This window comes from Haliea sp. (assembly GCF_040221975.1).
Lineage (GTDB): Bacteria > Pseudomonadota > Gammaproteobacteria > Pseudomonadales > Halieaceae > Haliea.
This window is the reverse complement of the sequence record NZ_JAVJWR010000033.1, coordinates 177,038-201,909: the sequence shown is the minus strand read 5'-3', so window position 1 is coordinate 201,909 and position 24,872 is coordinate 177,038. Positions and strand designations below refer to the sequence as shown.

At 65.1% G+C, this 24,872-nt stretch carries 19 protein-coding genes; 6 read left to right on the top strand and 13 right to left on the bottom strand.

Features of this window, described 5'->3' with window-relative positions:
• Position 1 precedes the first annotated feature (1 nt).
• From RLO07_RS15970 to RLO07_RS15930, 9 genes are all read right to left on the bottom strand, one after another.
• Complete coding sequence (locus RLO07_RS15970) at positions 2–466, bottom strand: PaaI family thioesterase (RefSeq protein ID WP_462293140.1); 465 nt, start codon at positions 464–466, stop codon at positions 2–4.
• 20 nt (positions 467–486) lie between these two features.
• Entirely contained in the window at positions 487–942 is a 456-nt protein-coding gene (locus tag RLO07_RS15965) for an NAD(P)H-dependent oxidoreductase (protein WP_462293139.1), read from the bottom strand.
• Between the two features lie 276 nt (positions 943–1,218).
• A complete protein-coding gene (rlmKL, locus tag RLO07_RS15960; protein ID WP_462293138.1) occupies positions 1,219–3,474 on the bottom strand; it encodes a bifunctional 23S rRNA (guanine(2069)-N(7))-methyltransferase RlmK/23S rRNA (guanine(2445)-N(2))-methyltransferase RlmL in 2,256 nt (751 codons plus the stop codon).
• 87 nt (positions 3,475–3,561) lie between these two features.
• Complete coding sequence (locus RLO07_RS15955; protein WP_462293137.1) at positions 3,562–4,248, bottom strand: helix-turn-helix domain-containing protein; 687 nt, start codon at positions 4,246–4,248, stop codon at positions 3,562–3,564.
• 73 nt (positions 4,249–4,321) lie between these two features.
• A complete protein-coding gene (locus RLO07_RS15950; RefSeq protein WP_462293136.1) occupies positions 4,322–5,356 on the bottom strand; it encodes a hypothetical protein in 1,035 nt (344 codons plus the stop codon).
• Positions 5,357–5,445: 89 nt separating this feature from the next.
• A complete protein-coding gene (locus RLO07_RS15945; protein ID WP_462293135.1) occupies positions 5,446–6,144 on the bottom strand; it encodes a hypothetical protein in 699 nt (232 codons plus the stop codon).
• A gap of 48 nt (positions 6,145–6,192) precedes the next feature.
• Positions 6,193–7,320, bottom strand: a complete 1,128-nt coding sequence (locus RLO07_RS15940; protein ID WP_462293134.1) for an acyl-CoA dehydrogenase family protein — start codon at positions 7,318–7,320, stop codon at positions 6,193–6,195.
• Positions 7,321–7,333: 13 nt separating this feature from the next.
• Complete coding sequence (locus RLO07_RS15935) at positions 7,334–8,521, bottom strand: acyl-CoA dehydrogenase family protein (protein ID WP_462293133.1); 1,188 nt, start codon at positions 8,519–8,521, stop codon at positions 7,334–7,336.
• Between the two features lie 90 nt (positions 8,522–8,611).
• Positions 8,612–9,640 (bottom strand): TIGR03617 family F420-dependent LLM class oxidoreductase, encoded by a 1,029-nt coding sequence (locus RLO07_RS15930; RefSeq protein WP_462293132.1) that lies wholly within the window; start codon positions 9,638–9,640, stop codon positions 8,612–8,614.
• A 215-nt stretch (positions 9,641–9,855) separates the two neighbouring features.
• On the opposite strand from RLO07_RS15930, the gene RLO07_RS15925 reads away from it, so the two are divergent.
• The 3 genes from RLO07_RS15925 (at position 9,856) to RLO07_RS15915 (ending at position 14,837) form a co-directional block, all read left to right on the top strand.
• Complete coding sequence (locus RLO07_RS15925) at positions 9,856–10,743, top strand: LLM class flavin-dependent oxidoreductase (protein WP_462293131.1); 888 nt, start codon at positions 9,856–9,858, stop codon at positions 10,741–10,743.
• 281 nt (positions 10,744–11,024) lie between these two features.
• A complete protein-coding gene (gene ppdK / locus RLO07_RS15920; protein WP_462293130.1) occupies positions 11,025–13,640 on the top strand; it encodes a pyruvate, phosphate dikinase in 2,616 nt (871 codons plus the stop codon).
• A gap of 15 nt (positions 13,641–13,655) precedes the next feature.
• Complete coding sequence (locus RLO07_RS15915) at positions 13,656–14,837, top strand: pyridoxal-phosphate-dependent aminotransferase family protein (protein WP_462293129.1); 1,182 nt, start codon at positions 13,656–13,658, stop codon at positions 14,835–14,837.
• Here RLO07_RS15915 and RLO07_RS15910 read toward each other — a convergent pair.
• Complete coding sequence (locus RLO07_RS15910) at positions 14,802–15,842, bottom strand: metal-dependent hydrolase (protein WP_462293128.1); 1,041 nt, start codon at positions 15,840–15,842, stop codon at positions 14,802–14,804. The two genes, RLO07_RS15915 and RLO07_RS15910, sit on opposite strands and share 36 nt — an antisense overlap.
• A gap of 174 nt (positions 15,843–16,016) precedes the next feature.
• On the opposite strand from RLO07_RS15910, the gene RLO07_RS15905 reads away from it, so the two are divergent.
• Entirely contained in the window at positions 16,017–16,655 is a 639-nt protein-coding gene (locus RLO07_RS15905) for an OmpA family protein (protein ID WP_462293127.1), read from the top strand.
• A gap of 12 nt (positions 16,656–16,667) precedes the next feature.
• Here RLO07_RS15905 and RLO07_RS15900 read toward each other — a convergent pair whose 3' ends face one another.
• The 3 genes from RLO07_RS15900 to RLO07_RS15890 form a co-directional block, all read right to left on the bottom strand.
• Complete coding sequence (locus tag RLO07_RS15900) at positions 16,668–20,348, bottom strand: translocation/assembly module TamB domain-containing protein (RefSeq protein WP_462293126.1); 3,681 nt, start codon at positions 20,346–20,348, stop codon at positions 16,668–16,670.
• A complete protein-coding gene (locus RLO07_RS15895; RefSeq protein ID WP_462293125.1) occupies positions 20,345–22,024 on the bottom strand; it encodes an autotransporter assembly complex protein TamA in 1,680 nt (559 codons plus the stop codon). Before RLO07_RS15895 ends, RLO07_RS15900 begins: the two co-directional genes overlap by 4 nt.
• Before the next feature lie 84 nt (positions 22,025–22,108).
• Positions 22,109–22,738, bottom strand: coding sequence for a class I SAM-dependent methyltransferase (locus RLO07_RS15890; RefSeq protein ID WP_462293124.1), 630 nt, complete (start codon positions 22,736–22,738; stop codon positions 22,109–22,111).
• A 94-nt stretch (positions 22,739–22,832) separates the two neighbouring features.
• Here RLO07_RS15890 and pap point away from each other — a divergent pair, with 94 nt between their 5' ends.
• Positions 22,833–24,383: a polyphosphate:AMP phosphotransferase gene (gene pap, locus RLO07_RS15885; protein WP_462293123.1), complete on the top strand. Its 1,551-nt coding sequence runs from the start codon at positions 22,833–22,835 to the stop codon at positions 24,381–24,383.
• On the top strand, positions 24,380–24,865 hold the full coding sequence (locus tag RLO07_RS15880) for an asparaginase domain-containing protein (RefSeq protein WP_462293122.1): 486 nt from the start codon (positions 24,380–24,382) through the stop codon (positions 24,863–24,865). The genes pap and RLO07_RS15880 overlap by 4 nt, the downstream gene beginning before the upstream one ends.
• The last annotated feature ends 7 nt before the right edge of the window (positions 24,866–24,872 follow it).

Below are 24,872 nucleotides of genomic sequence, written 5' to 3'. Positions count from 1 at the left end.
CCTACTCTACGGCGAGCAGGCCAGACTCGGGTGGTGGCTGCCGCCAGATGCCGTCGTGGTCTGGCAGATAGAAGGTGCCGTTGAAGCGCGCCACCGCACCCTCGGGGCCGCTGATGACCCCGCTGCTGAAGCCGAAGCGCCGCTTGACGCTGACCTGCAATACATCCGCCTGCAGCCAGTCGCCCTTGCGACCGGCACTGATGAAATCCAGCGCCAGATTGATGGTGGGACTGCCCGCCACCCGCCCGGCGGCCTGGTTCACCCCGGTGGCCGCGGCGATATCCGCCAGCGTGGTAAGCACACCGCCGTGGCAGATGCCCATGACATTGCAGTGCTGCTCGCATACCCACAGACCGAAACTGACCCTTTCGGAATCAATCCGACGGAAACTCGGTTGCAGGGTGTCGGTAAAACCCAGCCCGGCAGGCAGGGGCTCAAAACCCGGCGGCAATGTACTGCCCGTCATGCTCACCTCTTCATTGTTGGTCAAAAAATCCCCATCTCCAGGCCGGTGGCGAAGGCCTCGCCCATTGCCGCCGCCTGTCGGCGATGCTCCGCGGTCACCTCACCGCGACAGATCACCGGCTCCAGCGCGGGCGTCAGCGGATAACCTGACAGAATCCGCCGCGCCTGTTCGCGGGCACCGCGGCCATCATTGCCGGCGCTGAGCAGCAGCGCATAGGGCAGTACCCGACCCGCCTCACCCACAGGGTAAAAGGTCCGATCGAGGAAGTCCTTGATGCCACCGCTGAGGCTGCCGGAGTTTTCCGCGCCCACCAGCACCAGGCCGTCCGCCGCCAACAGGTCGGCGCTGCCGGCATCCCAGGCTCGTAGCACTCTCACCTGCAAACCCGCCACGGTTGCGGCCGCGCTGCTGCAGGCCTGCGCCAGCTGTGCACTGGCACCGCTCTGGCTATGGTAGACAAGCAACAGCGTGCGCATAGTGGCCCCCATCAAATTCGCTCTCATCCACCGCTTATCCACAGATCAGCCTGTGGATAACTGTGGGGATAGCTTGCCAGCAAAGCGCCTCCGACTCCAGCGAGCGCAACTGGCAGGTGCCGGGTGGCACCGGAAAATAAAGTGACATTCTTCATATTTTTCATGCGGTTAAAGCAATTACCTGAAATGATCACTGAAAAATGACCCGCCCTCTACACACGGATTCCGGGGTGTCAAGGAATGTGGACAGTGTTTTTCCTGCGGGTTTGCAGCCGCTTACCTCCGAGACCAGGGGCTGTCGTGTCTCGGCAGCGTGGCCGGAGCCACCAGCCGCCAGCACTGGTGAATTCGACTGTTGCGCTGGAAGTCCGGATCGAGGGTGCTGCGGGTAATATCCTCGCACGGGTAATCCGCCTCCAGGGCCGGGTCCAGCCGGAATCCCCGGCGATTATTGGAAAAGTACAGTACCCCGCCGGGACGCAATACCGCCATTGCCGCGCGCACCAGGCCGGCGTGATCCCGCTGCACATCGAAGGACTCCGACAGCTTGCGGGAATTCGAGAACGACGGCGGGTCCAGCAGGATCAGGTCGAAGCGGCGGCCGCAGGCCTGCAACCAGGCCAGGCAGTCACCGCGCTCCAGCAGATTGCGGGTTTCGTCGAGGCCATTGTGGGCCAGGTTCTTGCGCAGCCAACCGAGGTAGGTATTGGACAGGTCGACGCTGGTGGTGCTGCGGGCGCCCCCCAGGGCGGCGTGTACGGTTGCCGCGCCCGTGTAGCAGAACAGATTGAGGAAATCCTTGCGCTCGGCTTCACGCCCCAGGCGCAGGCGCAGGGGACGGTGGTCCAGGAACAGGCCGGTATCCAGGTAGTCGCGCAGGTTGACCAGCAGCTGCGCCCTGCCCTCGCGCACCGAGACCAGCTCGCCGCTGCTGGCCTGCTTGCCGTATTGCTCGTCCCCCCGCTGCCGCTGGCGCACCTTGTAGACGATGTGTTCCGGCTTCACGTCCAGCGCGGCGGGCAGCGCCGCCTGCACCTCAGCCAGGCGGGCGACCGCTGCCGCGGGATCGACGTCCCTGGGCGCCTGGTATTCGGCCACGTGTACTTGATCCCCGTAGATGTCTACTGCGACAGCATATTCCGGCATATCGGCATCGTACAGCCGGTAGCATTCGATACCCTCGCGCTTGACCCAGCTGGCCAGCCTTCGCCGGTTCTTGCGCAGCCGGTTGGCGAACATCTGCGCCCCTTGCGAGAGCTCGGCAGCCGGTCTGCTGGTGGTGTCCGGTTGCGCCCGCGGCAGCTTGTCGCTGAGCCGGTTGTCACTCAGATCGAACAACAGCAGGCTGGATTCCAGCGCGCCGTTCCAGAGCTTGTACTGCTTGTGGCTGCGCAGGCCCGTGGCGCGGCCCAGGTCCTTGTCGGCGGTAAAAATGGCCGCCTGCCAGCCCGGGAATTCCCGCAACATGGTTTCGCCCAGCTGTCGGTACAGGTACTGCAGGCTGTCCTTGTCCCCAAGGCGCTCACCATAGGGCGGATTGCAGATCAGCAGTCCCAGCGGCAGCGGCAGGTGCGTCGGCCGGGTCAGCTCCGCCAGCGGTTTGCAGCTGACCCGCACCACCGCTTCCAGGCCGGCACTGGCGATATTTTCCTGCGCCCGGTGTATCACTTTCGGATCCGCATCATAACCCCGGATTTCCGGCAAGCGCGCCTGCTTGCCGCGCTCGGCGCGACCGCGGGCATCGCTCAACAGGGCCTGCCACTGGGGTGCGCTGTGGCCTTGCCAGCGCTCAAAGCCAAACCGGGGCCGCGCCAGCCCGGGGGCAATATCCGCCGCCATCATGGCGCCTTCCAGCAGCAGGGTTGCGGAGCCACACATCGGGTCGATCAGGGCTCCGCCCCGCGCCGCCATCCCGGGCCAGTCCGCCCGCAGCAGGATTGCCGCCGCCAGGTTTTCCTTCAGCGGCGCTGCCCCGGCCTGCAGGCGGTAATTGCGCCGGTGCAGGCTGCCGCCGGAGATGTCCAGGGCAAGGAGGATGCCATGGCGGGACAGGCGCACATTGAAGCGCAGGTCCGGGTCGGCCCGGTCCACCGAGGGGCGTTTGCCGCCGTGCTGGACAAACCAGTCGACGATGGCATCCTTGCAGCGCTGGGCGCCAAACTGGGTGTTGCGGATATGGGTGTTCTCACCGCTGAAATCGATGCTGAAGGTCTGCTCCGCGGACATGATCCCGGTCCAGTCCACCCGCATCAGCCCGGCATAGAGCGCATCGGCATCCTGGGCTTCGAATTTCGCCAGCGGCAGCAGCACCCGATTCACAAGGCGTGACCACAGACAGGCCCGATAGCCGATCGCGAGCGGGCCGTCGAAATAGACCCCGGCGACGGTTTCCCGGCCCCCGCTGGCCCCCAGCGCCAGCAGCTCCGCCAACAGCAGTCCCTCAATCCCCTTGGGGCAGGTGGCAAACCACTGCCGTGTGGCACTGGCGGACAGGCTCGCGGGGGCTGCGTTATCTTGGGTGGAACTGCTCATGCCGGCCATCCTGAAGGGCACTGGTAAGGCCGCCCAGTGTACCGGAAAGTCGGCCCCGGAATGTCCCGATATTCAGGCGTCGGGGTACTAACTGCGCTTGCGCGGCACCCGTTTGCGCGCCCGGGCGGGCGCCTGTTTGCGCACAGGGGCCCGTGGCGGGGCGTTGGCGAGCTTTTCCTTCATCATTACATCCAGCACCAGCTGCGCGGCACTGTCGATGTAGCTGATAAAACGCTCGTGTTCCTCATCGGTCAGTGTGCGCAGCTCGTCGTGCTGCCGATAGAGATTGACGAAGCGGCGCTCGCGCTCGTACTGTCGCGGCAGGGTCATTACGCCCCACTGCTCGAGAACCTGTTCCAGCTGGGGATTGTAGGTGCGCAGGAACTTGATCAGAAAAGGTACCGGATCGTGCCGGGCCAGCAGGCTTGCGCTGCGCAGCACCAGCTCCAGGGGCATGATTTTTTCCCCACTCTCGACATCCTCCAGCACTGACTTGTCGGAAACGCCGAGGCTGTCTGCCAGCTCCTTGAGTGACAGACCCGCGGTCTCGCGGGCGTCGCGCAGGAAGTGACCGGCATCGGCCATCGCTTCCAGGCGCTCCGGCTCAAAACTGTTGAGCAGTGTATTGCGCAGCCAGCCTTCACCGAACATGGCGGTCATGGTGGCCGTGTGGCGGGCGATTTCCAGTGTTCCCCCGGCCACCTGGCCGCTAAAGCGCATCAGGCCCGCCAGCAGGCTCTCGGTGTCGTTGCCCTGTGATTTTTTCTCCGCCATGGCTACAGCTTAGCCCAACCCGCGGCTGTTGCCGAGATCTGCATGCGACCGCGCGCCGGCACAGGAAGCAGCGTCACAGCCCTGATTCCAGCCGGAAAATCTCCCGCAGAATCCCCCGCCACTCGTCGTACTGGTGTTCCAGACTGCCGTTCAGTCGGTAGACACTGCCGCTGACCTCGAGAACCGTTGGCAATACCTCATTGTTGAAACCCCGCGCCAGGTCTTCCAGGTCCTGTTGCTGGATCTTGCTCCATTTAAACGCGTTGTAGGTCTGCTCCATGGCGGCATAGGTTCCCCGGGCACCGGCGCGGTCGCGCTGCGCCAGCCGGCGCTGGTAGTCCTCCCGGTACAGGGCCTGCTCGCGGCCGTACTGGCGCCAGAGGTTGTAGGTGGGCTGCATGGCCTGATAGAGGGCAACATACTGTTCATCGACGGTATCGATAAAGCGGAACTCCTGGCTGCGAATGAGTTCCACCCGGGCCAGCATCGGGTCAGCGGCCGCGGGTCGCCGCAGCAGCTGCTGGCGCCCCGCTGCATCCTCCGCCACGAACCCGGCAAAGTACTCCGGCGCCAGATAGGCCGCCTGCCGCAGCAGTGCGATCTCGGGCAATTGCTGCACTTCCGCGGCGGGGAGGCTGCGGTAGGTTGCCAGCAGGTCGTTTGCCACCTGGCGGTAGAGATCGATAAAAGGATCGCTGTCGTTCGCTACCGGGTAGTCCGTGCCCTGCGCCTCGTCAACATAGACGCGGTCCAGCCAAACCCGGCCGCTGGCATCCTCGGCGCGGATCTGCAGAACCAGGAAACGGCCATCGGAGTGCAGGATCTCGCCCTCCAGCTGCAGCGCGGCGGCCGGCTGCGACTCCGGCAGCACCCGCACCGCACCCCAGGCGTTGCTCGCCTGCAGGACCTGGCGCAGACGCACGGCCAGGTAGCGGGCCTCGGCCCGGCGGATGTCTGGGAAAATGCCCTGGCGGCTGAGCCCCGCAGTCTGCGCGGGAATACCCGGGTCAAAGCTCACCAGTGCCAGATCCAGCGCCGGCTGGGGTGGCACGGGCAGGGTATCCAGGGCGACCGCCCCCACCGGGGGCGGCCAGGTTTGTAGCGCCATGGGCAGCGGCTGGGGCGATTGCGGCCCCGGCGTACTCGCACAGCCAGTCAACAGCAGGAGCACGCCCAGACACAGGCACGGCAAGAACGTCAGGGCGTTTCGGTAGTGCACACTTTGCCTCGGGTAAGGGTCTGTTCGCAGGAGAAGCCGTGGGCCTCAGGGTCCATGCGGCGGTAGACCCGGTTCAGGGTGAACGGGTAGGACACCCGGTCGGAACTGACCGTGGTGGCAATATTGAGCATCTGGCCAGCGGGCCCCAGAGTCAGGCGATGGCGAATGGACAGGCCTTCGGGCAGTGCCAGTACAAACAACAGCTGGTGTCCATCCCAGCCGCAAAACTCACTGCCCAGCGGTGTCTCGACCACCGTGGGCCGGCCGTCATGGAAGTCGCAGTCGAGGGCAAAATCGCCCTCCCGGCGTACACGTATCTGGCGCGGATTCTGCTCGATATCCAGCAATTGTGATTTGGTCACCAGATCCGCCATCTGCGCCAGGCCAATGATTGAGGCACCGCTGTCCGTGCTTGAGCCCCCAACCATCAGCGCAGCGCCGGGGCCGCGCCGCTCGCTGCCGGCAGCCTGGGCCCGTCGTTCCGCCTCGCGCTGCAGCTCCCGGACCAGGCCATTGAGGCGCACCTGGATATTGTCGCTCTGGCCGTAGTCCAGAGACCAGCTGCCGCTGAAGTCGACACCGGTGCGGGAGGCAACGGGCTGGCGCTGTTCCTGGCTCGCGCATGCGGCGAGCAACAGGATCAGGAGAGCGGGCAAGGCATTGGCGAGAGCTTTCATCGGCGCCCAGTGTAACCCAGGCGCCCGTTTTACAGCAGGGGGTTGAGCCTAACCAAACAGCCCCTCTCCCACAGCCAGGCGCCGACCGAGGGCGGCGACCTGGGCGCCACTGGAACCCAGTGCCATCTCGTTGTAGCGCAGCCAGAGACAGTAGCGCCAGAGTGGATAGTCGCGGTCGATACCGGTGCCGCCATGCACGTGCTGGCAGGCATAACTGACGCGGTGGCCAACATCCCCCGCCCAGATCTTGGCGATCTGCACCTCGGTGGTCGCTGCTTGTTCATCGCTGAGCAGGGACAAGGCCTGCCAGGTGCACAACCGCAGGCATTCGACATCAATGTAGCAGTCCGCCAGACGGTGCCCCACCGCCTGGAAGGTGGCAATGGGTACTCCGAACTGCTGCCGCTCACTGGTGTAGCTGGCCGCCATCCGCAGGGCGTGGTCGGCAGCGCCCAGTTGCTGGGCGCAAAGCGCCGCCGCACAGCGTTCGCGGGTCCAGGTCAACAGCTTTTCGCCGCCGGTTGCCATGACAACGTCCGCAACCGGTACAGTGACAGTAGCCAGGGTTACCCGGCAGTGCGGCTCGAAGTGAGTCATCTGCAGGTCGGTCAGGCTGACGCCCGCGGTCCGGGTGTCCAGTAGAACCACAGCAGTGGCGCCATCCCGATGTACGGGCAGCAGCAGCCAGTCGGCCTCGCGGGCAAACGGTACCGCGGCACATTCGCCGTCCAGTATCAGTGTATCGCCTTGCTGCCGCGCCTGGACCCTGGTCGGATCCGCACTGCTCAACCCGGTCCAGAAGTCGCCGGTGAGCAGCAGCTCGCCACGGGCCGCGGCAGGCAGGATTCGCTCACGCAGGTCCGCCGGAGCGAATTTTTGCAGCGGCAGCAGCGCCGACACACAGTGGGCCAGCACCGGTACCGGCGCCACGCTGCGTCCGAGTTCCTCGACAAACAGTCCCAGCTCCATGAAACCCAGACCCATGCCGCCAAATTCCTCCGCCACCGCCGCGGCAGGCAACCCGGCTTCGAGCAGCGTTTGCCAGAGTTCCCGGTCGAAACGAGCAACCTTGAATTCATCGTAGGCCGCCAGGCTGGCGGGAGTGACCGCGTCGTCGAGGATCTTGCGGGCAAGCCCACGCAGCTGTTCCTGAATGTCGGACAGTCCAAAGTCCATACCTGGGCTCCTCTCAACGGCTGGCGCGGGGCATCCACAGCCCCGCGGCGGAAATGATGTCGCGCTGGATCTCGTTGGCGCCGCCACCAAAGGTAATGATGGAAGCGGTGCGATACAGGCGTTCGATGCGACCGGCCTGCTCCTGCGCGCCGGGCGAGTGTGAACGCAGCAGGCCGGCTTCGGCGACTATCTCGCCGAGCAGGCGATAGACTTCGATGAAACCCTCGGAGCCAAAGACCTTGGCCGCAGAGGCATCGGCCATTCCGAGGGTGCCCGCGGTCATGGCCCAGGATTGCTTGTAGACGATCAGCTTCATGCACTCGATCAGGGCCCGGCTGCGCGCCAGATTGGCCTGCACCCAGGACTGCGCTGCCAGCGGCTGGGCATCATCCGCGATCGTGTCACGCGCCCAGTACACCACCTGATTGAACAGTTCGGAGATGGGGCCGAAATTGATCAGGCTCAGCCGCTCCCGGTTGAGCTGGCTGGTGATCAGTTTCCAGCCGCCATTCAGCTCCCCGACCCGGTGGTCGTCACTGACCCGGATATTGTCGTAGAAGGTCGCGTTGGTACGCACACCGCCCAGGGTGTGCACCGGCGTGCAGCTCCAGCCCGGATCGCTGTTGGGTACCAGGAACATGGAGATGCCCTTGTGCTTTTTCGGCGCCTCCGGATCGGTGCGCACGGCCAGCCAGGTGTAGTCGCAGAAATGGGCCAGGGAAGTCCACATTTTCTGCCCATTGATGATCCAGTCGTCGCCGTCACGCACCGCGCTGGTGCGCAGGGCAGCCAGGTCGGTGCCGGCACCGGGTTCGGAATAGCCAATGGAGACCAGCAGCTCGCCGCGCAGGATCTGCGGTACGATCTGCTCCCGGATCCAGGCGTTGCCGTGCTCCGCCAGCGTTGGGCCCACGGACTCGGTGGTGAGGAACGGAAATGGATAGCCCGCCCGCATGACCTCCTCCACGAACACGAATTGTTCCAGTGGCGACAGGCCACGGCCGCCGTATTCCTCGGGCCAGCCCAGGCCGATCCAGCCATCGCGACCCATTCTGGCCAACGCCGCGCGCCACAGGGGACCACCGCCCTCACCCATGTCGCGCTCGCATTCGGCGCGCAACTCCGGGGTCATCAGCTCGCGAAAATAGGCGCGCAGCTCGTCGCGCAGCTCAAGCTGGGCAGGGGTAAACTGTATCTTCATCTCAGGCTCCGGACGTTTGCTGTACAGATGATAACCGCAGCGACCTGAAGGTGCAGGCGGGCCCGCGGCCAAACTTAGTGGCGAAAGCGCTCAGGTCGCTGCCTGCAGCCGGCGCAGGTCCTGCAGGATTTCCCGCCACATGGGGTCGGGCGCGGCGTAGGGAGCATAGATCGCCAGCCGGTCTGCGCAGTCACCGTAGCGCGCCAGCAGGGCCGCGGCGATATCACCGGGATGGCCGCTGACAGCAAAGGCGGCGACAAACTCATCATCGATGCGCTTGCCGAGCTCGTCCCATTGCCCCTGCTTGGACAGCGAGTTCAATTCCGGCTGCAGATCGGCGTAGCCAATCGCCGCCATCGGTGGCAGGTAGGCGGGCGTCGAGGCATAGAACCCCAGCAGTCCACGCACGGCAGCGGCGGCGGCCTCGCGCCCCGCCACATCGTCCCCGGTGATGACAATGGCATTGACCTGCAGGGTGAAATCCGCGCGCGACCTCCCGGCCTGTGCCAGGCCACGCTCCACCGCCGGCAGCGCCTGCTCGCGCAGGAAACGCTCGTTGTTGAACGGGTGGACGATCAGGCCATCGGCTACCTCGCCGGCGATTTCCGTCATCCGCGGGCCGAGGGCGCCGAGCATGATCGGCGGCACCCCAAAGGGGTTGGGGCCGGGGTTGAACATCGGCGTCATCAGGGTATGACGATAGAACTTGCCCTCATAGGAAAGCCGTGTGCCGTTCTGCCAACAGTCAAAAATCGCCTTCAGGGCAAGGATATAGTCGCGCATGCGTGTCGCCGGCGGGTCAAAGTCGATGCCGAAGCGTTTCTCTATATGCGCCTTGATCTGGGAGCCGATACCGAGCAGAAAGCGGCCCTCGCTGAAGCGCTGCAGATCCCAGGCCTGGTAGGCGAGGTGCAGTGGATTGCGCGGAAAGGCGACCGCAATGCCGGTGGCGATGTCCAGCCCCGGCGCGTGCTCGGCCGCCAACACCAATGGCAGAAACGGGTCCCAGCTGCCTTCCAGGGTATAGACCCCGTCATAACCGATCGCGGCCAGACGCCGGGCTTCGGCGGCCGCACCTCCCAACTGGGCATAAAACGGCCCGTCGATTTTAATCGTCACTGCCTGACTCCCGAATTTTCGCGCGGCGAATCCTGCCGGCAGCGCAGGTTATAGCGCAGAGCGTCGCGACTCGGCCACGAGAATGTCGTCATGAGATCCAATCTGCCCAGCCGCCACGCGACAGGCCTGCCGCTGGTACAGATAGGTGTACGTCCGGGCGCGCTGGCGCCCACAGTCTACGCCATAATCGCCCACTCGACTGGAGGACCCCAACAATGAAAACCGGAATCTGCCTGCCCTACATGAAAGCCGGACTGACCCGTGAAGACTATCTGCAATGGTTCCAGCGTGTCGACGCCGGCCCCTTCCACAGCGTCTCCTGCGGCGAGCGCGTCCACGGCCCCACATTTGACATGCGTGTACTGCTGGCAGCGGCGGCCGCTTGTACCAGCCGGGTGCAGATCACCCCGACCCTGTATGTGCTGCCCATGCACAGCGCGGTACAGGTGGCCAAGGAAGTGGCCAGCCTGGACATCCTCTCCGGTGGCCGCGTTCAGCACGTCTGTGTCGGCTATGGCGGCCGCGAGGCCGACTATGCCGCGGTCGAAGCGCCCTTCAAGGGCCGCTACGGCCGCATGGACCAGCAGGTAGCCACCCTCAGGCAGGTCTGGAACCAGCAGGAAGTGATTCCCGGCGCCGGCGCCATCGGCCCCCTCCCCACCCGCGACGGTGGCCCGCAATTGCTGGCCGGCGCGCTCGGTCCGAAAAGCATTGCCCGCTGCGCCCAGTGGGCCGACGGTCTCTACGCCTGGTCCGGCAACGGCGAACAGGCCGAGCTCGCCAACGCCTTCCGCCTCGCCGACGAGGCCTGGGCCGCCGCGGACCGGGAACACAAGCCCTACCGCCTCGGCGGCTTCTGGTGCACTTTGGCCGACAACGGCCCGCAGCGGCTGTACGACTATGTCTACGACTACCTCGCCATCGCCGGGCCGGAGATCGCCAAAATGATGGCGGAGTCGGTGCACCGCAGCTCCGGGGATGCGATTCTGGAGGCCCTGGACAATGCCGAGGCAGCGGGCTGCGAGGAGGTCTTCCTGGTGCCGGCGACGGCGGATATCGCCGAGGTCGACCGGCTGGGGGATCTGCTGCTGCGGCGCGGGTGACTTCTGATCGCTCCGTTCCACCGGCGGCCTGGCGGACTGTGCGTCCCGGCGCTGCGTCGCTCCCGTGCCTGCGTTGACGCAGCGGCCGCAAGGCCGCCCCGCGAACGAAGCGATCCAAGGGGCACTCCCGGAGCGACGCAGGGCCGGGACGCGCAGTCCGTCTGGCTGCCACCAGAACGAAGGGAACACGGAGCAGTGCTGAGTGCCTCCCGACCCGCCCCCTTTTCCGCTATACTCGCGCGCTTCGCAAGCCAGCAACTGACAACCAGACCGGGGGGCCCATGGCCAAGCGTGTATATCTGTTCAACGAGGGCAGCAAGGACGACCGCGACCTGCTCGGTGGCAAGGGCGCCAATCTCTGTGAAATGACCTCGCTGGGGCTGCCTGTACCCTTCGGCTTTATCATCACCACACCCACCTGCCGCGAATTCTTCGAATTCGGCAACAAGCTTCCGCCCCTGCTAGAGCAGGAGTACCGGGTCGCCCTGGACCTGGTGGAAAAAAAGATGGGCGCGCGCTTTGGCGACCCGGAGAATCCGCTGCTGTTCTCGGTGCGCTCGGGGGCGGCGGTGTCCATGCCCGGCATGATGAATACCATTCTCAATCTGGGCCTGAACGACGAGATTGCCGCCGGACTGGCGCGCAAGACCGACAATCCGCGTTTCGCCTACGATTGCTATCGCCGCTTTATCCAGATGTTCGCGAACGTGGTACTGGAAGTCGACGGCGAGCAGTTCGAGCACGAGATCGAGAAGTACAAGGCGGCCCACGGCAAGCGCAATGATGTGGAGATGAGCGCCGATGACTGGCAGGAGATCATTCGCATCTACAAGACCCTGGTGGACTTCCCGGAGGATCCTTTCGTCCAGCTCAAGCTGGCGGTCGAAGCCGTGTTCCTGTCCTGGCATACGCCCCGGGCCTACGTGTACCGGGAGATGAACAACATCCCGGAGACCCTGGGCACGGCGGTGAATGTACAGGCAATGGTGTTCGGCAATTTTGGCGACACCTCGGGCTCGGGGGTGGCGTTCACCCGCAACCCCTCCAACGGCGAACACAGCTTCTTCGGTGAATTTCTGTTCAACGCCGCCGGCGAGGACGTGGTGGCCGGCACCCGTACGCCGCTGCCGGTGAGCGCCCTGCAGGAGCGTCTGCCCGAGGTGTACGCGGAGCTGTTTCGCACCCAGGAACAGCTTGAGAAGCACTACCGGGATATGCAGGACCTGGAGTTCACGGTACAGGAAGGCAAGCTCTACATGCTGCAGACTCGCAGCGGCAAGCGCACCGGCCGGGCCTCGGTCAAGATCGCCGTGGACATGGTACGGGAGGGCCTGATTACCGAAAGCGAAGCCCTGATGCGGGTATCGCCGGAACACGTGGAAGCTTTCCTGCACCCCATGGTGGACCCGGACCAGAAGACCGAGATTGTCGCCACCGGCCTGCCCGCGAGCCCCGGCGGCGCCACCGGCAGCGTTGTATTCTCGGCTGAGGAAGCGGTGCAGGTTGCGGCCACCGGCCAGAGCGTGATTCTCGTGCGCCGGGAGACCACGCCCGAGGATATCCACGGCATGAAGGTCGCCGCCGGCATTCTTACGGAACTCGGCGGCATGACTTCGCACGCGGCGGTGGTTGCCCGCGGCATGGGCGTCTGTGCGATTACAGGTTGCGGCGGTCTGAGCATCAACTATGCCGAGGGCACTGCCACCACGGTCACCGGCGTGGTCATTCGGCGCGGCGATGTGATTACCCTGGATGGTACCGCCGGCGAGGTGATGCTGGGCGACGTCCCCAAGACCGAGGCCAGCGGTAGCGAGGACTTCCAGATTCTGCTGTCCTGGGCCGACGAGCATCGGCGCCTGAAGGTTCGGGCCAATGCGGAAACCCCGGAAGATGCCGCCAAGGCGCGCGAACTGGGTGCCGAAGGTATCGGCCTGTGTCGCACCGAACACATGTTCTTCGATGCCGAGCGCATCGACCAGATGCGCGGCATGATCCTCTCGGACAACCGTGAAGAACGCCAGGGTTACCTGGACAAGCTGCTGCAGTTCCAGGAAGAGGACATGCTGGCACTGTTCCGGGTAATGGACGGGCTGCCGGTGACGGTGCGTCTGCTGGACCCGCCACTGCACGAATTCCTGCCCCACACGGAGGAGGACATGGTCGCCCTCTCGCGCCGTATCGACAAGCCGCTGGAGAAGATCCGGGCGATGACGGAGAGCCTGAAGGAAGTGAACCCGATGCTGGGTTTCCGCGGCTGCCGCCTGTCCATCGTGCACCCGGAAGTCACCGAGATGCAGGTGAAGGCCATTATCAGCGCCGCGGTGCGCGCGACTGAAGAGGGTCTGAAGCCGCTGCCGGAAATCATGATTCCGCTGGTGGTGAACGTGCGCGAGATCCGCCTGATCAGCGAGATCATCGACCGCGGCATCCAGGCGGTGCTGAAGGAAAGGCAGGTTTCCGTGCCCTACAAGATCGGCACCATGATGGAAACCCCCCGCGCCGCGCTGGGCGCGGATCGGCTGGCAGCGGAAGTGGAGTTCATGAGCTTTGGTACCAACGACCTGACCCAGATGACCTACGGCTTCTCCCGCGATGATGTCGGCAAGTTCCTGCCCATGTACCTGGAGAAAAAACTGGTCGAGAGCGACCCCTTCGTTACTCTCGACCAGCGCGCCGTGGGCCGCCTGCTGGAAATCGCGGTGACCGAGAGCCGGGCGCGCAAGCCCGGGATCAAGTACGGCATCTGCGGTGAGCACGGCGGCGACCCGCGCTCGATCCAGTTTTTCCACGACCTGGGCCTGGACTACGTGTCCTGCAGCCCGTTCCGGGTGCCGGTGGCGCGTATCGCCGCGGCCCAGGCCAAAGTGCGGCGGGAAACCGAGACCCGTCGCTCCTGACACAAGGACCCAGACATGAACCAGAGCTTTTTCCCGCCGCACCGCATCCTCATGGGCCCCGGGCCCTCCGACGTTTCCGCCCGCGTCCTCGGCGCCCTGGGGCGGCCGACCATCGGCCACCTGGACCCGCTGTTCGTGGCCCTGATGGACGAGGTCAAGGGCCTGCTGCAGTATGCCTTCCAGACCGAAAACGCGCTCACCCTGCCGATTTCCGCCCCCGGTTCCGCCGGCATGGAAGCCTGCTTCGTCAACCTGGTGTCACCGGGCGACACGGTCATTGTCTGCCGCAACGGGGTCTTCGGCGGACGCATGCAGGAGAACGTGGAGCGCTGCGGCGGTACCGCGATCATGGTAGATGATGACTGGGGCCGGCCGGTCAGCGTCGACAAGGTTGCCGCCGCATTCCAGGCGAACCCGGAGGCGTCCCTGCTCGCCTTTGTCCACGCAGAGACTTCAACCGGTGTGCGCAGCGATGCCGAGACCCTGTGCGCACTGGCGCGGGAACACGGTGCCCTCTCGATTGTCGACACGGTGACATCGCTGGGCGGCATTGAGCTCAAGGTGGATGCCTGGGGGGCCGACGCGGTCTATTCCGGTACCCAGAAGTGCCTGTCCTGCATCCCCGGGCTGTCGCCGGTCACGTTCAGCCCGCGCGCGGTGGAGCGGATCCAGGCCCGCAGTCAGCGCGTGCAGAGCTGGTTCCTCGACATGCAGCTGGTGATGGGCTACTGGGGTGGCACCAGTAAACGCGCCTACCACCATACCGCACCGATCAACCTGCTCTACGCCCTGCACGAATCCCTGCTGATGTTGCGCGAGGAGGGCCTGGAAGCCGCGCACGCGCGCCACCGCCGCCACCACGAAGCGCTGGTGGCCGGTCTGGAGGCACTGGGTCTGGAGATGGCAGTGGCAGCGGAACATCGCCTGCCGCAATTGAACGCCGTTCGCATTCCCGACGGCGTTGACGATGCCGCCCTGCGCGCCACGCTGCTTGCGGATTTCAACCTGGAAATCGGTGCCGGACTCGGCGCCCTGGCGGGCAAGACCTGGCGCATCGGCCTCATGGGCCACGCCTGTACCGCGACCAACGTTACCCTGTGCCTCACGGCGTTGGCCACTGCCCTGGCCCAGCAGGGCCTGCGGCTGAATACCGGTGCGGCGCTAGAGGCCGCTGATGCGGTACTCGTCGCTGCCTGACAGGGGCTGGCCCAGCAGCATCTGCCACAATATTTCCACCTGCCCGTCGCGGCGGTTGCGGTGCATGGTGTAACTCACATGCTGCTCGGGAGCCGCACCCGGCGTGAGCTGAATACTCCACAGGGAGTCGATCTCGTTGGGCAGCAGCGAATAGCGAACGTCGATCACCCGCCCCGGAACCTGTGGGTGCCGGGCCACATAGTCATTGCTGAACCAGGCGAAACGCTCGACATCCCGCGCCTGCTGTGACGCCGGGTCCAGCCAGGGCAGGTCCCTGGCGGTATCCAGGCGGGGAATGGAGCTGCCCGGGTAGACTACCGCCGAGGGCCAGGTGCGCACGGCATCAACATGAAAATCGGTCGCAGTCTCGTACACGACCTTCCACACCAAAATGTTGGCAAAACTGGGCTTGGCCTCCAGCCGCAGGGGCACGTGGCCGCGCTCGGCGGCCAGGGCCTCGCCGAGGGTTTCCGCCCGCTCCCGCTGCCAGGCCCCCAGTGCCAGGTAGGCCAGTCCCCAGACCATTGCAGCCCTGGCCAGCGCGGGCCGGCGCCGCAGTCCGGCGACGACAATCAGCGCCAGGATCGGCAGGGTGAACAGGGGATCTATAATGGAGATGGTATTCCAGGCAAAACGCTGATCACTGAACGGCCACAGCAGCAGGGTGCCGTAGGTGGTGCAGGAGTCCAGCAGGCCGTGGGTGGCATAACCGAGGGTGCAGAACAGATAGCTGGGGCCGAACCCGAGCCCGGCCCTGCGCCCGATCAGGCGGTGCAACAGCAGCGCGCAAAGCAGGCCGCCGACCGGAATGAACACCAGCGCGTGAGTAAACTGGCGGTGATATTCCAGGAACAGCAGCGGATCTTCCGAGGAGCGGATGAGGACGTCGAGGTCCGGCGCCATCCCGGACAGGAATCCGAGCGCACCGGCCGCCAGCACCTGGCGCCGATTGGCCGCGGCCTGTGGCAGGGCCGCGCCCAACGCTCCCTGGGTTAAAGGATCCACAGACCAAGGTCCTGACTGGTGTGTTCCGGCGCGGGGGCCGAACAGGCATTTTTGCGCATGGTTTTACCGCTACTCCTTGCTTGCCAATGTTAACAGGTTCATGGTCGCCTTGGGTTACACTACGTACATGACTTAACTACGTTGCCGGGCTGTATCCGGACGAGGAGACTTTACATGCGCTTGAAGATTGCATCCATTGCCGCCGCCAGTGTTCTGCTGGCTGCCTGTACCACCAATCCCTATACCGGAGAGCGGCAGGCGGGCAAGGCGGCCACCTATGGTGTCGGAGCCGCAGCGGTCTGTGGCATCATCGGCTCCATGGACTCCAGCAAGCACGCCCGCAATGCGGCCCTGGGCTGCGGTGTCGTCGGTGCCGGCGTCGGCGCCTACATGGATGTGCAGGAAGCCAAGCTGCGCGAGCAACTGCAGGGTAGCGGCGTCCAGGTGGTCCGCGAAGGCGACAACATCCGTCTGGTGATGCCGGGCAGCATTACCTTCCAGAGCAATTCCTACAACCTGCGCGGCGACTTCTACCCGACGCTCAACGCCGTCGGCGAGGTACTCTCCAAGTATGGCGAGACTACCCTCCGGGTGACCGGCCATACCGACAACACCGGCAGCCGCCAGCTCAACCAGGAGCTGTCGGAGCGTCGCGCCGGCAGCGTAGCCGATTATCTGGTTACCCGCGACGTCAGCCGCTCGCGGATGCTGGTGCAGGGCATGGCTTTCGACCAGCCTGTCGCTGACAACAGCAGTGAACAGGGCCGCGCCCAGAATCGCCGGGTCGAGCTCTACATCCTGCCGCAAACCTGAGATCCGGGCACCTCAGTCGATGTCGAAACTGTAGTAGAGATCGACCGAACTCTCGAGCCGGCTCACCACTTCCAGCCACAGGCGCGCCTGCAGGTACAGGCGCGCGGTAAGGGTGTTGACCGGCTCATACAGGCCCACGCCGTAGGGCAGGTAGATGCGTTCGCCGATGTAGCCGCTGACCGTGGCCGCCGTCTCATCCTCCGCGCCCTCGGCGCCGAATTCGACGTTGCGCAAACCCGGCAGGCGATTGAGTTCCTCCACGATCCCGCTCTGGTTGACCAGCCCGGTGCCGACCGATAGCGCCATCGCCGTCCCGTCAGCACCGGCGCCGCTATCCATGCCGCGCCCGCGCACCAGGTAGGACAGGGTCTCGGTCTGCGACAGCGCCGGCTCCGAGTACAGGCTGATCCGGGGCGCTTCCAGAGTGCCACTGACCAAAACCCCTGCGCGCACATCCTCGGCGGGGATCTGCCGCTCGGCCCGCAGATTGAGATCCGGGTTTTCCGGCGCCCCGCTGAAGGAGATCCGGCCCTGACGCACCAGCAGACGCTGGCCGTAGGCGCGGAATTCGCCGCCGACAATATTCAGGTTGCCGAATACCTGCAGGGGCTGTCCGGACACCTGCTGCAGGGACAGGTCGCCGCCCACCGTGACATTCAGGTCGGCGCCCTGGACCCGGAACTTGTCACGGATCCGCACCCGGATTTGAGCGTCCAGATTAAAGGGGCTTTCCGGGGTTACCACGTTGCCGGCGTAGTCCACTTCCACCACGTCGGGCGACAGGGACACACTGCCGGCCGGCAGCTGCTCGTAGGCGAGAACACCTGACTTCACCTGCACCTCGCCAGTGACCACGACGCCCCCGGTAGTCGCTCGCAAGCGCAGGTCCGGGCTTACCACTGCCTCGGAGCTGGGCGGATACAGGAGACGGTTGTCGTCACCCCGCAGCAGCAGGCTTAGCTCGAAATCGGGCCGCAGGCTGGCATCGCCGCTGATTTCCAGTTCCCCGCCTCCGAGCACGGCGGTGCCTGCAAGTTCCGCACGGTCACCGAGCAGCGTCACCGCCAGCTCCACGGCACGCAACTCGGTGGGGTTGGCGTGGGCTTCCAGCGCGCCCCCGGCCCAGGTCAACTCGCCCATGACCTCGGGCGCCGCCAGGGTACCCTCCAATCGCAGGCCACCGCTCAATTCACCTTCCAGACGCGACAGTTGTGGCAAAAACGGCCGCAGGGCTGCGAGTTGCAGCTGCTCCAGGTCCAGGCTTCCTTCCAGAGCCTCGGCGCGATCGCCCGGCAGGTGCAGCGCCAGCGTCATGATCCTCGTGCCCTCACGCTGCATGGCGGCATCGAGCACCAGTCCGGACGCGCCCTGCTCAAGGTTCACAGTCAGGGAATCCCAGCTCAGGGTGGCAGACTCTCCCTCTGGATAAAATTGGGTAATGGTTCCCTCCGGACTCAGCACCTGGGCCGTGGCCTGCAGCGCGGCGTCCGGCTGCCACTCGGCGCGCACGGAAGCCGTCAGGGGACCGGCCACCTGCAATTGCTGTGGCAGCAGTGCAGCAAACAGGGCCAGGTCGCCGTCCAGGACGGCGGTGCCGCCACCGCTGGGTCCAAGCATCCACTCCGAGGCGCACAGAGTGCTCTCGGGCAAGCGCCAGCAGTGCGCCGCAATGCTGTTCCCGTCCGGCCCATAGTGCGCGGTAAACGGGGCTTCCAGCGTCAGTGGCCCCAGCGGCGTGTCGACACCATCGGTGCTCACCCGCACGGTCCAGTTGTCCCCGTCCTGGCGGGCAGCAAAGCGCAATTCACCCGCCAGCCTGCCGCCGGACGCCAGCACCAGTTGCGGCTCCTCCCGCGTTCCCGTGACCTGCGCCGCAACCGTGCCCAGGAAGACCTCGCCCACCAGCACCTGACGCAAGCTCAGACTGGCATCAAGCACCCCGTTCGCGGCCAGTGCCAGCTCCCCGGAAAGAGTGCCCTCGTCAATACGGATGTTCTGCCAGTGCACCCCGCTGGCGCTGCCCTGCAGACCTGCCGTGGCAGCTTGCGCCCGCCACTCGCCGCGCAGCTGCACACTGCCGCGGGCGCCCGACTGCCAGCGCCCGAGATCGGCAATGGCCAGCTCGATCACCGCGGCAGCCCCGTCGCCGCCATGGAGCCGCAGGTGCGCGCCATTGGCCTCTCCCTGCAGCTCGCCCCCGGTGATATAGCGCTTCGCAGCCAGTGCCAGATCGCCGCTCAGAGTCGCGGGCAGGCCATTGATTTCGCCGCTGACAGCCACATCGTCCAGGGTTGCCTGCCAGCCTCCGGCAGCCAGGGTACCCGTGCTTCCCAGCTGTCCGGACAAGGTGCCGAAAACGTAGTCGCTCAGCTCTGGCAGCGCGATTCCGGGTGATTCGAGCGACGCCTGCCAGCGTATTTCATCGCCGTAAGTCAGTGTTCCCGCCACGCTGACGCTGCCGTCGCCGGCGGAATCGGTGAGGCGCAGCTCCTGCAGGACTACCGTGGCGCCACGGTGAGTGGCCGCAAGACGCACATCCAGCCGCGGGTAGCCGATATCGTCCAGCCGCGCCTGCAGGGCCAGCACCTGTGTCTCAAGGTTACCTTCAACAGTCAGTGCCAGCGGCAGGGCCAGACTGGCATCGGCGAGCTCCGCTGGCCACCCGGGCAATTGCGCCAGGGCGAAAGCCTCCGGCCCCTGCACCCTGACCTCGGCCGTAAACGGCAGCTCCGGCTGCAGCAGGTCGACGTCTGCCGTCACCTCCAGGGCCGGCTCTCCGGCAATGCTCAGGACCACGGCGAGAGCGTCGGCCTGCCCCTCCAGCCGCAGCTGCAGAGAGCGACCGTGGAAGGTTGCCGGCACGACAGCGTTGGCCGGGCTGGCGTCCAGCTGCAGCGCCATGGGCCAGGCACCGGCCAGCTGCAGGTCACCGGCGGCACTCAGCGCGCCCCATTCGACGCTGTCGACTTCGAGGCTGGCCAGGGCCAGCTCGGCGCCCTGCCAGCGGAGGCCCAGGGAGAGCCGTTCCAGGCCCTGTTCGAACTCACCCACACGCAACTGCGGAGCCTGCAGCTCAAGACTTTCCACCACCAGCGACAAGGGCAGGGAGACCTCTGGCAACACCAGCGGTTGAGGATCCGTGTTCGCTGCCTCGCCGGGGTCGACGTCCAGCGACAATAGCCCGCCGGCGATCAGCGCCCCATCCACAACAATACCGGAATCATCCAGCTGCACTGCGAGACTGGCCCGCTGCTGCTCCCAGCTGCCCCCCGGCCAGCGCACCTGCAAGGCTTCGATCCGCACCACAGGCGCCAATAGACTGACTGGCAGCAGCAGCGGTTCGCTGCCAGTCGTTTCCACAACGGTATCTTCTTCCCCGCCCGCGAACACTTCAAAGGACAGATTGCCCAGATCCAGCTGCTCGAAACAGAACCGGCTCTGCCAGAGGCAGGCGGGCTCCAGCTCCGTGCGCAGGTCAGTCAGGCGCAGCTCGAAGTCCTCCGTCGCCAGAACCAGCTCTTGCAGGCGCAGCTGTCCCACGAGGCGGCCGCTGTGATACTCCACTTGCAGGGGCGCGAACGATGGCAACAGCGCCAGCAGCAGCCGTGTACCGGAGGCGGTGAACGGTGCTGCCGCCAGCAGTCCCAACACCAACACCAGCAGCAACACAATCCCCTGGGCCAGACGCTTCAAAACTCGGCTCCTATGTTGATGTGGACACGCCAGCCGGGGTTGTCTTCGCTGAGGCTGCGCGCCAGCTCGAGCTTGATCGCGCCCACCGGCGTCATGTAGTGAACACCGAAACCGGCGGCGTAGCTGGCGTCAAACTCGCCTTCGTCAAAAGCGTCACCAGCGTCGATAAACACGGCTGCACGCCAGTCCTTGAGGAACGTATACTGGTACTCGAGACTGGCGACCGCCAGCCGGTTGCCGCCCAGGACAAACTCGCGCTCCTGGCCATCGCGCAGCAACAGATCGACCTCGTTGCCGATGGATTGATAGGCGAATCCGCGAATGCTCTGGGAGCCACCGGCAAAGAAACTCAGGGACGGCGCCAGGTCGTCCCGCTGGCCGTCCCCCAGCAGTGCGGCACCGGCCTCCGCGCGGGCCACCAGACGGTGCCGCTCAGCCAGCGGCATGACGTAAATCCAGTTGGCGTAGAGACGGGTCATGTCGACACTGGACCCCATTTGACTGGATGTCGCCTCGACCGAATACAACTGACTGAAACCCCGCGTTGGGTTGACCAGGGGTCCCTCGCGATCCTTGTGGGAAATGGAAATGCCGGGGAGCAGATAGTCTTCATTGCCATTTACCGGGCCTGCGTCCCACCGTTCGTTCAGCAACCGCAGGTGATAGCTCAGGACCCAGTTGCCATGGCGCTGCTCCCGCCGCACCAGCGCCTCCTGCTGGCGGCTCTCCAGGTCACCGAACTCGTTCTGTTCCACCCGCAACCCCAACTGGAGCACATCATTCAACGGGTGGGTAAGCGGAATATTGTAGATAACGCGACCGCTGGGGTTGATTGCGGAGTACTCCAGACGGGTCTCCTGGCTGTGCCCGTGACGGTTGACCCGGGGTGTGCGCCAGGTAAGTGACACACGCTCTTCGGTGTCCGTGCTGTAGCCAATACCGACGTCAATGGTATGGCGCTTGGCGGGAAACAGTTCCAGGTCCAGGGGAACCTCGCCGTGCGCCCGCTCATCGACTGCCGGCCGCACTGTAATGGCGGAAAAATACCCGGTGCGCTGCAACTGCGACTGCAGGTTCTGCAGGGTGCCCAGCTCATAGGGCGCTCCCGGTTCGAAGCCCTGCAGTTTTTCCAGAAGCTCCCGGTCGAGAATCTCCTCGTCCAGGCGCAGTTCGCCTATGCGATAACGATCACCACTGGCGTAGTGCAGACGGACCCGAGCGGCGCCGGCCCCGGGCTCCACTTGCACCGACCGCTCCAGCAACTCGCCATCGAAGTAGCCTCGACGCTGGCCCAGACTCAGCAGCGAGTTGCGCAGGGATTCATAGTGACCGTGATGCAGGACATCACCCTCATTCAGGGGTTTGTTGGCCAGCAGGCGCGCAAATGCGGGGTCCGTGGCCGCGGCACCCATCAGCTGCAGGTCGAGTGAGCTGACGGTGACCGGGTCGCCGGGGTTCACCGCGATCAGCAGGCGCCAGGGGTCGCGTTCCCGGTCAAGACTGATATCGACATCGGCGCGGTAGTACCCCAGCGCCTGGAGACTGCTCTCCACGCGGTCCCGCGCCGAGGTCACGAAGTTCGCCCTCGCAGCCCTGGTCTCTGGTGCCGCGCCCAGCCAGGCTTCTACATTGGTCCGCTGGGCGCGCTCCAGGCCTTCGACCCGGTACTCCAGCATCGGCTTCCCATATCCCCTGGACGCGACCAGGAGTAACGCGAGAGAGAGGACCCGACCCCGAAAGCGGTGCATGGACGGCAACCGTCAGAGCCCGGTGACTGGATGGGCGTGACCCCAGTAGTTGAACCCCGCGAAGCGCGGTGTTCCAGGCAGATACAGGGTCTCCATGGACTGTGCCGCAAACCCCCCGGCCGCCAACAGCGCCGGAATATCCCGGTTCAGGTTGCAGCCACCGGCCAGGGTCCGCCAGACGCCATTGAGGCGATCCTGCCAGCGCACCACCTCGGGATCGGGGGCCCTGCCGTGTTCGCAGAACAACAGTTCGCCATCCGGACGCAGGACCCGCGCCATGCCCGCAAGGGCGGCAACCGGGTCGGGGATGGTGCACAGGGCGAAGGTGACCAGCACGGTGTCGACGCTGCTGTCGGGCAGCGGGATTTCCTCCCCGGGCAGGCCGATGAACTCCACTTCGAAATCCACGTGTGCCGCCCGCTTGCCGGCCAGTTCCCAGGACTTCTCCGAGGGATCGAGGCCGATCAGACGATCGACCCGGGCCGGGTCGTAGAACGGCAGGTTGAGACCGGTACCGATACCGATTTCCAGCACCGTTCCCCGCGCCCTGGGCACGATTTTCTGCCTTTGCCGCATGATCGGTTTGCTGCCGCAGGCACAATTGATGCAGTACGGCAGTATGTGCCGCTCGTAAAAGCCCATGCTGACTATCTCCCTGAAGTGCGTATGATTATAAAGGGGCGTGACGCGCAAGCCTACGTTATCGCCGCAGCAGATATAAGGAGTATCTACCGACATGTTTGAGGCGCTGGAGACCGGCAAGTTCCTCTCGCCGGACGATTACAAGACCCGGCAGCTGACACTGCGACAGGAATTGCTGGAGGCGCAGTTCGATCAGGCCGGGCGCGACTACCCCGTGATCATCCTGGTCGCGGGCCTGCCTGGCGCGGGCAAGGGTACTCTGGTGCACCGCTTCAACGAGTGGATGGACCCGCGCCGCATCGAGACCAGCGCCATCTGGATGCACTCCGACGAGGAGGAGGAACGCCCCTACTTCTGGCGTTTCTGGCGGAAACTGCCGCCGCGAGGGAAAACGGGCATCTTCCTCGGCTCCTGGTACACCCGTCCCCTGCACGATGCCACCGAAGGCAAGCTGGATTCGCGCGACCTGCAGCTGCAGCTGGAGGAGATCAACGGCTTCGAGCGCATGCTCCATGATGATGGCGCCCTGGTGATCAAGCTGTGGCTGCACGTCACCCGCGAGACCCAGCGTCGCCAGCTCAATGAAGAGGCACCGCGACTGCAACAGAATCCGCGGGTGGATGCCTACGCCGGACACTGGTGGGCGCAGTACCCGCGCGCCCTGGAGACCGCGGAGCAAATCATTCTCGGCAGCGACACCGGCCATACGCCCTGGCACCTGATAGAATCCGAAGACCGCCTGTACCGGGAGATTACCGGCGGTGAGATCATCCTGGGGGCCCTGCGCGAGCGCGCCAACCGCGATGCACAACCGGCTCGCAAGAAGAAGACATGCCGCGACAAGCCCGGTGTAAGGGACCAGCCCACCGTACTCGCGGGTGTGCCTGACGACCTGACCCTGGACAAGGACGACTACCAGGCCAAACTGTACCAGCATCAGCGCCAGTTGCAGGATCTGGCCTGGCTGGCACACCGCCAGCGGCGCTCACTGGTGGCGGTATTTGAAGGCTGGGACGCAGGCGGCAAGGGGTCCGCGATCCGCCGTGTCACCGCCGCCATCGACCCGCGCCTGTACCAGGTGGTCCAGTACGCCGCGCCGACCGATGAAGAGCGCGCCCACCACTACCTCTGGCGTTTCTGGCGCAGGCTGGAGCGGGATGGGCGCGCGACCATCTTCGACCGCTCCTGGTATGGCCGGGTGCTGGTGGAACGGGTGGAGGGATTCGCACCAGCAGAGGCCTGGCGCCGGGCCTACCATGAGATCAACCAGTTCGAGGGCCAACTGGTGGCCCACGGCTGCATCGTGGTGAAATTCTGGCTGCACATTACCCCGGAGGAACAGCTGAAACGGTTCGAGGACCGCCAGAAAAAACCCCACAAGCAATACAAGATCACGGATGACGACTGGCGCAACCGTGAGCGTTGGGACGACTACGCGCACGCAGTGGAAGACATGGTCGTTCACACCAGTACCGGATTCGCTCCCTGGACCCTGGTGGCCGGCAACGACAAGCGCTACGCACGGGTGCAAATCCTGCAGACCCTGTGCCAGACACTGAACCAGGCTCTCGGGGGCAAGTACCCGGCACCGGAGCCGGCCGCTATAATGAGCGATCATTTTCAACCCTCGGCCCCGAACCCATGAAACTGCATATCATCACCACCGGCGGAACCATCGACAAAATCTATTTCGATGCCAAGAGCGACTATCAGGTGGGTGCGCCCGTGATCGGGGAGTTGCTGCAACGGATGGGTGCGGGCTTCGCCTGGACCGTGGAATCCGCCATGCGCAAGGACAGTCTCGACATGACCGATGCCGACCGCGCCGCCATCCGCGCCGCCGCCGAGCGCTGCTCCGAGCAATGCGTGCTGATTACCCACGGCACCGACGGCATGGTCGCCACCGCCCGGACCCTGGCCGGCATTCCCGGCAAGTGCATCGTGCTCACCGGCGCCCTGCAGCCGGCCGCTTTCGCCCAGTCCGATGCGATTTTCAATATAGGCTGCGCCATCGGCGCCGTGCAGAGCAAGTCGCCAGGTGTCTATATCGCCATGAATGGCGAGGTCTTCGACGCCGACAAGGTGGTCAAGAACGTTGCGGCCAACCGCTTTGAACGGGCTGGGTAGGTCCGGC

Bases quoted from the DNA above. Each gene is read 5' to 3' on its own strand.
- RLO07_RS15935 (WP_462293133.1), bottom strand. From the start codon at position 8,521: ATGAAGATACAGTTTACCCCTGCCCAGCTTGAGCTGCGCGACGAGCTG.
- pap (WP_462293123.1), top strand. From the start codon at position 22,833: ATGTTTGAGGCGCTGGAGACCGGCAAGTTCCTCTCGCCGGACGATTAC.
- RLO07_RS15965 (WP_462293139.1), bottom strand. From the start codon at position 942: ATGCGCACGCTGTTGCTTGTCTACCATAGCCAGAGCGGTGCCAGTGCA.
- RLO07_RS15925 (WP_462293131.1), top strand. From the start codon at position 9,856: ATGAAAACCGGAATCTGCCTGCCCTACATGAAAGCCGGACTGACCCGT.
- RLO07_RS15950 (WP_462293136.1), bottom strand. From the start codon at position 5,356: ATGGCGCTACAAACCTGGCCGCCCCCGGTGGGGGCGGTCGCCCTGGAT.
- RLO07_RS15895 (WP_462293125.1), bottom strand. From the start codon at position 22,024: ATGCTGGAGTACCGGGTCGAAGGCCTGGAGCGCGCCCAGCGGACCAAT.
- RLO07_RS15970 (WP_462293140.1), bottom strand. From the start codon at position 466: ATGACGGGCAGTACATTGCCGCCGGGTTTTGAGCCCCTGCCTGCCGGG.
- ppdK (WP_462293130.1), top strand. From the start codon at position 11,025: ATGGCCAAGCGTGTATATCTGTTCAACGAGGGCAGCAAGGACGACCGC.
- RLO07_RS15940 (WP_462293134.1), bottom strand. From the start codon at position 7,320: ATGGACTTTGGACTGTCCGACATTCAGGAACAGCTGCGTGGGCTTGCC.
- RLO07_RS15915 (WP_462293129.1), top strand. From the start codon at position 13,656: ATGAACCAGAGCTTTTTCCCGCCGCACCGCATCCTCATGGGCCCCGGG.
- RLO07_RS15955 (WP_462293137.1), bottom strand. From the start codon at position 4,248: ATGGCGGAGAAAAAATCACAGGGCAACGACACCGAGAGCCTGCTGGCG.
- RLO07_RS15880 (WP_462293122.1), top strand. From the start codon at position 24,380: ATGAAACTGCATATCATCACCACCGGCGGAACCATCGACAAAATCTAT.
- RLO07_RS15890 (WP_462293124.1), bottom strand. From the start codon at position 22,738: ATGGGCTTTTACGAGCGGCACATACTGCCGTACTGCATCAATTGTGCC.
- rlmKL (WP_462293138.1), bottom strand. From the start codon at position 3,474: ATGAGCAGTTCCACCCAAGATAACGCAGCCCCCGCGAGCCTGTCCGCC.
- RLO07_RS15945 (WP_462293135.1), bottom strand. From the start codon at position 6,144: ATGAAAGCTCTCGCCAATGCCTTGCCCGCTCTCCTGATCCTGTTGCTC.
- RLO07_RS15905 (WP_462293127.1), top strand. From the start codon at position 16,017: ATGCGCTTGAAGATTGCATCCATTGCCGCCGCCAGTGTTCTGCTGGCT.